The 11,406-nt window shown below is 68.1% G+C and carries 10 protein-coding genes, 3 pseudogenes and 1 riboswitch; of the genes and pseudogenes, 8 read left to right on the top strand and 5 right to left on the bottom strand.

All coding sequences use genetic code 11. The annotated features are described in order from the left end of the window. Window positions 1-1,031: 1,031 nt before the first annotated feature. A riboswitch (cyclic di-AMP (ydaO/yuaA leader) is annotated at window positions 1,032-1,196 on the top strand. 2 nt (window positions 1,197-1,198) lie between these two features. Then, window positions 1,199-1,954 (top strand): transglycosylase SLT domain-containing protein, encoded by a 756-nt coding sequence (locus tag ACZ6BG_RS19860; protein ID WP_469002872.1) that lies wholly within the window; start codon window positions 1,199-1,201, stop codon window positions 1,952-1,954. Between the two features lie 1,256 nt (window positions 1,955-3,210). Here the strand turns inward: ACZ6BG_RS19860 and ACZ6BG_RS19855 are convergent. Together ACZ6BG_RS19855 and ACZ6BG_RS19850 are read right to left on the bottom strand one after the other, a co-directional pair. Then, window positions 3,211-3,423 (bottom strand): annotated as a pseudogene (locus ACZ6BG_RS19855) (ATP-binding protein); the annotation flags it as partial. A gap of 13 nt (window positions 3,424-3,436) precedes the next feature. Further along, window positions 3,437-4,324 carry an alpha/beta fold hydrolase gene (locus tag ACZ6BG_RS19850; RefSeq protein ID WP_469002869.1) on the bottom strand — a complete coding sequence of 296 codons (888 nt, stop codon included), beginning with the start codon at window positions 4,322-4,324 and terminating at the stop codon, window positions 3,437-3,439. Between the two features lie 87 nt (window positions 4,325-4,411). On the opposite strand from ACZ6BG_RS19850, the gene ACZ6BG_RS19845 reads away from it, so the two are divergent. Next, window positions 4,412-4,927, top strand: coding sequence for a MarR family transcriptional regulator (locus tag ACZ6BG_RS19845; RefSeq protein ID WP_469003035.1), 516 nt, complete (start codon window positions 4,412-4,414; stop codon window positions 4,925-4,927). 327 nt (window positions 4,928-5,254) lie between these two features. Here ACZ6BG_RS19845 and ACZ6BG_RS19840 read toward each other — a convergent pair. Next, window positions 5,255-6,435: pseudogene (locus ACZ6BG_RS19840) on the bottom strand (FAD-dependent oxidoreductase). On the opposite strand from ACZ6BG_RS19840, the gene ACZ6BG_RS19835 reads away from it, so the two are divergent. Next, window positions 6,382-6,666, top strand: a complete 285-nt coding sequence (locus ACZ6BG_RS19835) for a hypothetical protein (RefSeq protein ID WP_469003049.1) — start codon at window positions 6,382-6,384, stop codon at window positions 6,664-6,666. The pseudogene ACZ6BG_RS19840 and the gene ACZ6BG_RS19835 sit on opposite strands and share 54 nt — an antisense overlap. A gap of 44 nt (window positions 6,667-6,710) precedes the next feature. Here ACZ6BG_RS19835 and ACZ6BG_RS19830 read toward each other — a convergent pair whose 3' ends face one another. Next, the gene (locus tag ACZ6BG_RS19830; RefSeq protein WP_469003032.1) at window positions 6,711-7,094 is read right to left on the bottom strand and encodes an LUD domain-containing protein; all 384 of its coding nucleotides are present in this window, start codon (window positions 7,092-7,094) and stop codon (window positions 6,711-6,713) included. A gap of 169 nt (window positions 7,095-7,263) precedes the next feature. Here ACZ6BG_RS19830 and ACZ6BG_RS19825 point away from each other — a divergent pair, with 169 nt between their 5' ends. The 5 genes and pseudogenes from ACZ6BG_RS19825 (at window position 7,264) to ACZ6BG_RS19805 (ending at window position 10,990) form a co-directional block, all read left to right on the top strand. After that, entirely contained in the window at window positions 7,264-7,548 is a 285-nt protein-coding gene (locus ACZ6BG_RS19825; protein WP_469002868.1) for a sigma factor, read from the top strand. Between the two features lie 153 nt (window positions 7,549-7,701). Then, window positions 7,702-9,111, top strand: a complete 1,410-nt coding sequence (locus ACZ6BG_RS19820) for a helix-turn-helix domain-containing protein (RefSeq protein WP_469002865.1) — start codon at window positions 7,702-7,704, stop codon at window positions 9,109-9,111. A 301-nt stretch (window positions 9,112-9,412) separates the two neighbouring features. Further along, window positions 9,413-10,375, top strand: coding sequence for a M64 family metallopeptidase (locus tag ACZ6BG_RS19815; RefSeq protein WP_469002863.1), 963 nt, complete (start codon window positions 9,413-9,415; stop codon window positions 10,373-10,375). A 105-nt stretch (window positions 10,376-10,480) separates the two neighbouring features. Continuing rightward, window positions 10,481-10,729, top strand: a pseudogene (locus tag ACZ6BG_RS19810) (transposase). A gap of 120 nt (window positions 10,730-10,849) precedes the next feature. Further along, entirely contained in the window at window positions 10,850-10,990 is a 141-nt protein-coding gene (locus tag ACZ6BG_RS19805; RefSeq protein WP_469002859.1) for a hypothetical protein, read from the top strand. 91 nt (window positions 10,991-11,081) lie between these two features. Here the strand turns inward: ACZ6BG_RS19805 and ACZ6BG_RS19800 are convergent, their stop codons facing one another. Further along, window positions 11,082-11,312, bottom strand: a complete 231-nt coding sequence (locus ACZ6BG_RS19800; protein WP_469002857.1) for a hypothetical protein — start codon at window positions 11,310-11,312, stop codon at window positions 11,082-11,084. Window positions 11,313-11,406 lie beyond the last annotated feature (94 nt).

Below are 11,406 nucleotides of genomic sequence, written 5' to 3'. Positions count from 1 at the left end.
GCGCGCGGTCCGCTCCGCGGACACGACGCGCCGCCGCTACGCGGCGGAACCGAGCGGCGCTCCGCGCCGCTCGGTCGGCCCTCCGGGGCCGACGCCGGTCAACTCCGTTGCCCGGCAACCGAATCGCTCCGCGATTCGGTCCAGGAATTCGCTCCGCGAATTCCTGCGGCTGGCTGCGGGATGAGGACTGTCCGTTTTCGTCTTTCCCAATCAATCTGACAGGTAGTCATATGAGCTTGCTCTCGGGTTTACCCGTTGGAATTGAAGGACCATCAGATTCTCTACATTCCCCCGTTGTTGATATCCTGTCAATTTCTTCCGCAAGGAATTTTCGAACGGCGTATGGTCAGTTGACTCCCCGTCTCATCCCGCTCTTGCAAGGTAGCGTCCATTGGATAAGTGTCCCGGGGGTCGGTTTTAATGGCCAGCCGCCCGAGCGGCCCCCTTCTCCCACCAACGGCACCCGACCCCAGCTCCGCATGACCGCTGTCTCTCAGCTCCACGGTCCGCTCCGACCACACAGCCCGTGCCGGATCGTCTCCCTCGCGGCCCTTGCCCCCGTGAGTGCCTCGCACGGCTTGCCGGCTTCGCCGTGGCTGCTCTACCTCACTGTTCAGGCCTGCTATCGCGCCGAAGATCGGCAGGGTCCGAGGGAAAGCATCCTCACGTAATGTTCGCTTTTGAGCAAAAAGAGGCTCTTTCTGGTATTCATGGCGTACATGAAATATTGTCTCTATTGCGCAATGTGTGTACGAAATAGCATGCTCTGATACGTCGCCGAGTCGCATTCCACCCTGTATCCCATTTGGTGAAATGAGTCACACAGCGGATAGTGGCTCCGGGATCCGTTGAGCACACTTTCGTTCTGCGCAAAGAAAGTTGGGCTATTTGATCAAAGAGGGTGAGGGATTATGTTCGTCGGGGATGGGTCTCACTCATCACCGAGTTGAATTCGGGTCTTGTTCCGTCCTGGCTTCCTCGCCTAACGTCACCGTCAATCCGGATGGAACGCCGAATCCTGCCGCTGTCCGGAAACCTTCCCACCCATTTACTTGCGCACGGCAGGAGCGGGGGACCCAGGTAAGACGCCGGTCCGGATTCCGGAGCGGCTCGGGGTGAAGTCGCGCGCGCAGTGCGACCGGACATCTCCCGTCCGAACCCGACAGCTCACCTCGTAGGCGACGGAGAGGAATTCGTCATGCCTGCAAAGGGAAAGCACCGCCGCCCCAAGTCCAGCCCGCTCAGCCGGGGCATCGCTGCCGCAGGCACGGGCGGGGCCGTGCTCGCGCTGCCGGTGCTCGGCGCGACCGACGCTGCCGCGGCGCAGTCCGGCGCGGTCGTCCAGCCCGCTGCGGCGCCCGGGACGTACGTCGTCGAAGTGGGTGACTCTCTCTCCAAGATCGCCCGGGAGCATTCCCTGAGCGGCGGGTGGAAGAAGCTCTACCAGGACAACCGCGGCACTCTGGGCGATGACCCGGGGATGATCCGCCCTGGTCTCAAGCTCACTCTCGGTGAGAAGGGTCCGGCCGGGCCCGCGCAGAAGCCGGATGCCTTCAGCGAGCGGGCGGATCGGTCCGAGCGTGACAACGCGGTCGCCGTCGAGCCCGTCGTTGCCCCGGCGGAGAAGTCCTATACCAACGATCTTGACGGCTGGATCAAGGAGTCGCTCGACATCTTGGCGCAGCATGGAATTCCTGGTTCCTACGAGGGCATCCACCGCAACATCATGCGTGAGTCCTCCGGTGACCCTCTGGCCACCAACAATTGGGACTCCAACGCTGCCGCGGGAACGCCGTCCAAGGGGCTTCTGCAGGTCATCGACCCGACTTTTGCTGCCTACCGTCTGCCCGGGACGTCGTTGGACAGTTTCGACCCGGTCGCCAACATCACTGCTGCCTGTAACTACGCGGCTGACCGGTACGGGTCGATCGACAACGTCAACGGTCCGTACTAGACCCCTCGGCCTGGCTCGCCCGCCGTGAGTGCCTGTTGCCGGTTGAGGGCGCTGCTTCCCTGGGTGGGTCGACGGATCCGTCGCTTCGGTGGCCGGTGCAGCTCGCTACAGCGTCGGGTGCGTTGCCGGGGTTGCAGAGTGGGCTCTGTCTGGGCCTCGGTGTATGTGACGGCCGTGGCGGTGTGCGGTGTGGTGGTGGAGTACGGTGCGTGCGGCGTTTCTATGTCGTCGTTGTACTGGCGTAGTTGGGGCTGTGGGGCGTGAACGGGTGTGGTCGGGGTGGGTGGGGTCGGCTGGGCTGGGTGGTCGGATCCGAACCTGCGTTCTCGCGGTTGCGGTCCGTCTGTGCGGGTTGTGGTGTCGGGGGGAGTTCGGCGAAGCGGTCGCGGTGCTGGGCGGCGGAGCGGCCCAGGTGGGTGGTGCAGCGGTAGGCGATCGTGTCGATGGGGTCGGTGGAGGTGAGGATGTCTTCGCGGATCTGGTCGAGGCGCGGGTTGCGGACGTAGGACGTGGTGAGAGGCCGAGCCGGTTGCGGAATGCGGAATGCGGAGGTGAGGGTGCGTGGGCTGCAGTGTGCGGCGTCTGCGATGGCGTGAGGCTGATGGGCTCGGTGAGGTTCGCTTCGGTGAACGTCAGGGCTGTCTGTAGGGGGTGTGGGTGGCGGGGTTGCGGGCTGTGGTGCAGTTGGTTGGTGTGTGAGTGTGGTTGGGCCAGGGGCAGGGCGGTGGCGGGGCAGTGCCGTTGGCTGTGCTGCAGTTGCGTGTGCTGGAACAGGAGGGTCTTGTGAGTCCAGTTGTTCGAGGAGGGGGTGGATGAGGAGTCGCAGGGCTCGGCCTTTGGGTTTGGTGAGGTCGAGGGTGAAGTCGAAGCGCATGGTGGGGGGTGGGGGGCCGGTCGGTGCGGTGAGTTCCTGGTCGACTAGGGCGGCGTCGATTCGCAGGGCCAGGAGTTGTGTCTTTATGGTTGTGCAGGGGGCGTAGTTTCTGGGTGTCTGTGGGGTTGGCGACTCCTGCCGTCGTTTTGTCGAGGGTGGTTTGCAGGCCGCCGCAGGGTGCCGCGGACGCCGATGTTGGCGAAGTAGGAGCTGGGGGCGCGGGCAGTTTGGCATCGGTGGGGCGTTCGGTGGCTTGTTGCAGCCGGGGGTTGGCCTTGGTGTCGGGGGCTCTGCGGGTGATGTGGGCGGGGGCGGAGGGGCCGACGAGGCCGAAGTGCTTGGTCGGTCCGTAGCAGTTGCTGGCGGTGGCGCCCGGGCTGATGGCGGCGCGTTCCGCCAGGGCCTTGGTGTGAGGGAGCTGGTAGGACTCGGTGCGGGTCTGGATGATCGCGCCGTTGAAGGTGGGCCGGGCGATGATGGCCGCGCAGGGCCGGGGTCGGTGAGGGTCTTCGTCCAGCGGTTGAAGGATCCGCTTGGAGGAGAAGGTGACGCTGTTCTTCTTCTCCCGTTCAGTCAGCACCTGAAACTGCAGTTCGGTTTGATCTCCTTCAGGTTGTGCCTGGGGCGGTTCGCTTTTCCTGGTTGTGTGTGTTGTCTGTGCTGGCTGTCAGGAAGTCGGTGATCCGGTGGTTCGTCTGGGCGGGTAAGGCTGTGGGCATGGCGAAGTGGGTGAGCTCGGGGAGGATCTCGATCTGGGCGGCCGGTACGGCTTTGCGGGCGCGGGCTGCGGCTTTGGTGGCATCGTGGGCGGTGCTGCGGCCGGCGAGAAGGGTCAGGAGGGGAATGCTCAGTGTTGTGGGGTCCGGGCGGCGGCCGATGACCAGTTTCCGGTTTCCGAAGCCCGAGACCGCCAGGGCATAGAGCTGCTTGAAGCCCGGGTCGGTGTCGGTGCCCGCGGTCTCCCGGTCCAGGTAGGCGCGTGCGCGGGTTCGCGTCGGGCGGAGCAGCACTGGCAGCGAGCGCAGCAGGAAACCCGGGCGGAAGCCGGTGAAGCACTGGGTTGGGTCGAGCAGTACCAGTCGATCGACCCGCCGTGGAGCGTGCAGGGCGTAGGCCAGAGCCATCCAGCCGCCGTAGGAGTGGCCCAGCAGGTGTGTGCGGGGCACGGCGAGGCCGTCGAGCAGCGCGTCCAACCAGGTCATCAGGTCGGTGGTGGTGCGCAGTGGGCGTCCGCCGGGGACGCTGTGTCCGGCATCGCCCAGGATGTCCACGGCCAGCACCCGGTGGCGCGTGCCGAGAGCTGGGGCGTTGGCGAACCAGACCGTGCCGGTGGAGCCGCCGCCGTGCAGGAGGAGGACGGCGGTGGCGTCAGCGGGGCCGTAGGCGTGGATGCGGGTGGTCCCGTACGGGGTGGGAACATCGATTTCGGTGGTACCGGCGGGCCAGCGGGCCAGCAGTGCGTCGTAGGCGGCGAAGAACTCTTGGGGTGAGGACACGGTGAACCCCCCGGGGGAATTGTCTCGTTGACCTAGTATCTCGCTTGGCGAGATACTAGCCGGGTGAGTGAAGACATCGGCCCCGCGATGCGGCTGGTCCATCTGCTGCGCGCGGTGACTGTGGAACTCGATCTGCGCGGCGCCGAGTTCGCCGCGCGAAACGGCCTGCACCCCACCGACCTGCGGGCCCTCATCCACCTGCTTGACGCCGACCGGGCAGGCGCCGACGTCACCCCGGGACGGCTCGGCGCGGCGCTGCGGCTCAACTCCGCCGGCACCACTGCCCTGCTCGACCGGCTGGAACGTCTGGGGCTCCTCCGCCGCGAGCGCGATGTAAAGGACCGGCGACGCGTCGTGCTGGCGGTGGAGCAGGAAGCCGTGGAGCTGGGCCGGTCCTTCTTCGGCCCGCTCATCACCAACCTGGTCGAGGCAGCAGAAGACTTCACTTCCGGCGAGCTGGACTCCGTCCACCGCTACCTGGCCGCCGCGCTGCGAGCAGCCATCCCCGCCCCCGACCGGCCGGCACCCCCCACCACGACCGGGCTACCGCCCGCACCACAGCCGCTCTCTCAGCAGCCGTCCTCTCAACAGCCCCCTCAGTAGCACTCTCAGCAGTCCAGCCGGCCATGAAGGCAGCGCAGTCCCAGCACCTCCAGCAGCACAGTCCCAGCGCCTCCACCGGCCCCAGCGCGTCACAGCGCGCCGCAGCACGTCACACCTCCACGAACACGAAACCGTGCCCGCCCCGTCACCCGGCAGCCACCCACCCGCCCCTCTGCGCGGCCCCTCACTTCTGCAAGGTCGGCCGCGGCCCCCAGAACAGCTGGTGGTGACCGAACGCCCGCCACGGATGCGGCCCCCAGGCCGGGTGCCCGCCCGGCAGGTCCGGTCGGCCGGTGGAAGGTGGGGGCGGTCTCTCGCCCGTGGCCGTCACGACGGCTGGACCCCGTCGAAGAGGGCGAGGGCTTCGCAGGGGGCCGTGCTGGCGAGGCGTTCCGGACCGGCCATCGTGAGGTTCGCCCACCTGCCGGCCCGTGCCCGCATCCGTTCCTCGACGACGCGGGCGGCCTCGTCCAGACCTCCGGGCGCGCGGGCGGCGGCGTTGGACTCGGCGAGTTCGGCGCCTTCCAGCATCGCAAGGTTCGCGCCCGTCCCAGGCGGGGCATCAGGTGGGAGGCGTCGCCCAGGAGCGTCACACCGGGGACGTGGGTCCAGGTGTGGGGCACGGGAAGGGCGCAGAGAGGGCGGTGGACGAAAGCGGTGCCGCGGCGGAGGAGGTCGAGGGCGGGAGCGGCCCAGCCGTCGAACAGAGCCAACGGGCTCGATCGCACGGCCTCGACGTCGGCCGGGCCCAGGCCCGCGCACTGGTTCCGGCCCCCCTGCCGGCCCCCCTCCCCCCTCTGCCGGTCCGGGTCCGTATGCCGGTCCGGGCCCGTATGCCGGTCCGGGCCCACCCGGAACTGGGCGTACACCTTGACGTGGCCGCCGCTGTCGCGCTGGGCGACGAGCGCGCGGTTCACCCCGTACACGGCCACGGAGCCGTCGCCGACCAGCCGGGCGAGGCCGGGGCGGCGGGTGTCGGCGTCGTCCAGGGAGGTCTCGGCCAAGGTGACGCCGGTGTACTGCGGCGTCGCGGATGAGACTGCCGGGCGGAACCCCGGACCGGGCACCGTCCGCGCCGATCACGAGGCCGGACGTCTCCTGCTGCCCGTCGGCGAAATGCACGCGCACGCCGTTCCGGCTCTGCGGCACTGCCTGCGCCACGGCCCGCCCCCACCGGACGTCCAGAGGGCCGAGCAACAGGTCACGGAGTTGCCCGCGGTCGATTTCAGGATTGGCCCGCTCGTCCGGGCAGGGCCGCCAGTCGCGCAGGACGCTTCCGTCCGTGGCCAGGATCCGCATGGCCCGCCCCTCGGCCGGGACAGCTCCTGAAACTCCGCCGACAACCCTGCCTTCTCCAGCGCCACTTGGCCCAGCCCCTCGTGCAGGCCCAGCGTGCCGCCGGCGGGACGGGCGTCGCGGGCGCCACCGCGTTCCAGGACGGTGCCAGGGTGCCCATGACGGTGCAGGACTCGGGCGAGAGCGAGGCCCCCGGGACCGCTTCCGGTCACAGCGATACCGGCTCTCAAACCGGCACACCGTACGGCGGCGAGGAGTTGAGCCACGAGGATACGGTGGACGGCGTAGCCGGGACCGAGGACCGCGTGGTCGATACCGTGGGGTATGGCCCCGAGAATGCCCTGGCCCGGGAACGCACCCGCCCACCGGACATCCGGGCGAGCGCCTCGGCCATGGACCGGTCCAGCCGGCCCTCGACCACCCCGTCGAGGTCTTCCTCGTGAACTCATACCTGGAAGTGCGACATCGGACTCAGAACCCGATGGTTTCACGCAGCAGCAGGACGATACCGCGCCCCGGGAGATACTCCACATTCAGAATGAGAGGCCCGGGGAGATACTCCGCGTTCAGAACAAGAAGCCGGTTGACCGCACTGGCCCATCCGTAGGCTTCCCGAGTGCGGGCGCTCTCCAAGACGCAGACAGTGACCGCCCACGCGCCCCAGCGCGCCGTCCGGATCAGGGACCACCTTCCGCACCCCGACCACCCAGACCGCACAGGCGGCACCACCGGCACTCCCGGGCAACTGGCTTCCACCGCCCGAGACGATCACAAAAGAACCCGTTTCCATGACCACCTGGACGCTGCCCACGATGACGTCAGCCCCAGCCGACACCCGCCGGACCTCATCTCCCTCGATGACACCGTCCATGGCCAGGATGCGCACCTCGACAGCGTCGCAGCACCCGCTGTCATTGATCTCCTCGGCGATACCCAACAAACACAGGGCCTCACCAGCCCCCGTGAACACACAGACACCCTCCAGGACCAGGCCCCCGACACAAGCCCACACAACGGAGAGCCCACCAAGGACCTCCACAGTGAAACCACGCCTCACAAACCCGGCAGCGGCAGCACAGCCCAAGCACTACACAGACACCCACGCGGTCAGGAGCCAGCAGCGTCCGCTCATCAACCTCGCCCACCGCATGCTGGGTTCCCCGGCCAAGGCCGAGGACACCGTCCAGGAGACGCACACCCGCTCGTACGCCATGCCCCGGACCCAGCAGGACGCCATCAAGCCCCCCGGCGCCCGGCTGACGACGGTCCCCAGCCAGATCTGCCTCAACCTCCACGACGCCCTGAAGCGCCCCCACCACGACTAAACCAATTGATAAATACACTTAGATTGGCGCTTAACTTAGGATGTGGGGACAGCCCGCACAAGCCCCCGAGCGGGAAATTACGCTGACGATCACGCAGCCCTGTCCGCTCGTCGGCGACCGGGCAGTACGGGACCAAGGGAGCGCGGAGCGCCGATGGCAGCAGAGCGACGCACGAAGAAGCTGGCAGCATCCCGCGAGGAGTCAGCCGATCAGGCAACCGGTTCGGCCAAGAGCACCGAATCCGTGGGGCGCCGCGTACACCGCCTGCGTACCGGCCGTGGCCTGACCCAGCGCCAGGTCGCCGAACCCGCCTACACCGCCGCCTACATCTCCACCATCGAGGCAGACAAGATACAGCCCTCGGAGAAAGCCCTGCGCCACATCGCCGAACGCCTTGGCTCCACGTACGAGGAACTCTCCAGCGGCCGCCCCGCCCACCTCGCCACCGAACTGCGCATGCGCCTGGCCGATGCCCAGCGGGCCCTGGCCACGGGAGACCCAGACGAGGCCGTCACCCGGTATGCCGACATCGCAGCCGAGGCCCAGCGCCACGACCTGACCGCCGAACACGCCGCCGCACTGACCGGGCTCGGCCAGTGCACCTTGGAGATCGGCGAACTCACCCCGGCGCGCGGCCACTTCGAGAGGGCCGAAGCCGTACTCGCCGAAGCGGGAGCGCCCCTCACCCACCGGGTGCCGGCGATCCGCGGCCGCGCCCTGACCCACTTCCTCGCCGGTGAGCTGCGCTACGCCTGCTACCTGCTGGAAACCGCCCTCGACGAACTCAACACCACCGGCCTATGCGACCCCGAGGCGCTGGTCCTGCTCTACACGGCGGTCATCGCGCCCTACATGGACATGGGCGCCCACGCACGGGCGGCCCAGGCCGCGGAGCTCGCCCTCGCCCTCGCCCCGGACGTCTCCGACCCCGCCCTGATCGCCAGGATGCACCGAGGTGTCGCCCGGACCCTGCTCGCCGAGGGCCGGGCCGCCGAAGCCGACGCCTCGCTCCTCAAAGCGGCGGAGTGCTACCAGCAACTGCAGATCCGTACCGAACTCGCGCACTGCCACTGGATGCGCGGGTACGTCTTCGCGCAGAGCGGTGATCTGACGCAGGCCGAGTCCGCGCTGCGCACCGCGCACGAGGTACTCGTCTCCCGGCACGCGGCTCTCTACGCCCAGCAGGTCGGCGTCGAACTGGCCGACGTACTGCAACGCCAGGACAAGGACACAGAGGCCGAAGCCCTGCTGCGGCAGGTCCTGGCCGGCCTCGCCTCCGGCAGGGGGACCGTGCACGAGGCCGGTGCCCACCGCCTGCTCGGCCTCATCGCCGAGCGGCGCGGTGACCACGAGCAGGCCGAAGAGCACTACACACTTGCGCTCAGCCTGCTGGAACACGCGGGCGCCGCCGGTGACTTGGCGGACATCTGCCGCCTCCTGGGCGACCTGCTCGTCCGCACGGGCCGCGTCGACGCGGCGATCGACGCCTACCGGATCGGCCTCGGCCACCGGGCCGCGCCCGGCACGACGACCCTCGGGCCCGCCCCCGCCAAGCCGTTCTAGGCCCCCCTTCCTCAGGGGCGACGAGGACCAGGGGCAGCACGATCCAGGGCCCGCTCACTCCTCGGTCCAGGAATGAACCACTGAGAGACCTTGTCAGGTCCGGACCACTCCTCTAACTTAAATCCGCGCGTAGGTGTACTTAACTCTTCACTTATGCGTCGCATTTCGTTCAGGACGTCCTTGTGCCGGTCGACCGTGCCCCCGTACGTGGCTTCCGCATGCCTCACCCCCACTTGAATCGGCCGGTTCACGCGGCCCGTACCGCGTGCCACACCCGGCCCGAAGCCTCAAGGAGACGCCCATGCGCCGAAGAGTGTCCGCTCTTCTCGCCGCAACAGCCCTTCTCGCGGCCGGACTTGCCGCAGCCCCCACCGGCAACGCGGCAGCTGCCCCAGAACCCACGGAATGGCGAGAGGTCTTCCAGCCTGACGGCACGATCCGCCAGGTCCGAATACCGGTCCAGAAGGTGGCCGCCGCCGGGCGCCAGGACCTGCAGGCCGCCGCTGCCGCAAATGTCGTCGCCCTGCAGAACACCGGCCCTTCCAGCTCCCGCTTCGACATGGTCATCGTCGGTGACGGCTACACCGCCTCCCAAACGGGCACCCTCCGCCAGCACGCCCAGGCGAAATGGAATCAGATAGCGGCCACGGATCCGTGGCGCAAGCACGCGGGATCGGTCAACGTCTGGCTCGTCAACGTCATCTCCAACCAGTCCGGCGTGGACAACGACCCCTCCCCGGGCGTCTACCGGGACACCGCGCTCGACATGTACTTCAACTGCGGCGGCCTCGACCATCTGCTGTGTCTCAACGAGTCCAAGGCCCAGGCCTACGCCGCGCAGGCTCCCGGCGTGGACGCCATCGTCGCCGTCGCCAACTCCACCAAGTACGGCGGAGCCGGCTACCCCAGCCTCTCCACCGTCTCCGGCGGCAACACCCAGTCGGGACGCGTCGCCATCCACGAGCTCGGCCACTCCGTCGGCGGCCTGGCCGACGAGTACTACACACCCGGCACCACCTACCCCGGCAGCGAGCCCCGCGAGCCCAACGTCACCAACGACCCCAGCGGCGCCAAATGGGCCGCATACCTGGGCCGTTCCACTCCCGACGGAGGCCTCATCGGCGCCTTCCGCGGCGGCCACCAGTACGAGTACGGCATCTACCGGCCCTCACAGGACTCACTGATGCGCAACATCAACAAACCGTTCAACCTCCTCGGCCTGCAGATCATGGACCGAGCCATCGCATCGAAGATCAGCCGCTGACCCCGCCCATACAAGAACGACCACGGAGCCCCCTGATCGGCAGACCAATGCGGTCACCCAACCCGCCCGGCCAGGAAGCTCCGTTCAAACCGGCCGTCCAAGTCGATCCAGCCGATGGCCGGGCGGCTGCCGGACAGGAACATGCAAGCCCCGCAGCCGTTCGCCAGCCAGTCACCGCGGGACTGGACGCCGGTGCGGCGATGGATCGCCGAGCGATTGTGCCCGGTGGTCCGTCTGGAGGTGTGAGTGTTCGACGACGTCTCGTTCCCGAAGTGCGGGAAAGCATCGGTGGAGGTGGCCCGCCAGTACTGCGGAACGGTGGGCAAGCGTGTTCCAGCCCGAGGAATGGACTGACGACGCCCAGCAGCGTCGGGCCGCCGGGGTGCCCGACCGCGTCGGACGTGTGTCCAAGTCCCACCTGCCGCTGGACCTGTTGGACCGGACCGACTGGCCGACTGGCTCACGTCGGTACCGGTGATCGTGGAGGATGCCGGTTGCGGCCACAGCGTCGGCTTCCGGCAAGCGCTGGAGGAACGCGACTGCTCCTACACGGTGACCGCCGACCCCAAGGAGATCATCCAGGCAGAGGCGGCCGAACCGTACCAGCCCCGCTAAGGCGGGCTAGGACCGTCCATCCGGCCCTGCTACCGCACAACGCCTCGGCCTCTGCCCGCTCAGATCGACGCGGCCGCTTGGCTCGACGAGATCACCTGACGCAAGGACAGGCCCCCATAACCCCCTGCTTCACCGCGATCCGGTCAGGATCCATCGACGGCTGATCGTCCACGGTGGCGGTGTGACCGTCGACCTGTTCCCGGGCCGCGGTGGCGATGATCCGGCCGGCCAGGGCGATGTGGCACAGACGCCAGTCGACATCGGCACGAGCCTGGTCATCGAACGGCGCCTGGGCGGTGATGGCCTCGGCCTTGGCGATCACGTCCGCGTACACATCAGGTCTGCGTACACATCACGTCCGCGTACACATCAGGTCTGCGTACACATCACGTCCGCGTACACATCACGTCTGCTAC

This window comes from Streptomyces sp. NPDC041205, assembly GCF_055591765.1.
This window is presented reverse-complemented; position numbering and strand designations above follow the sequence as displayed.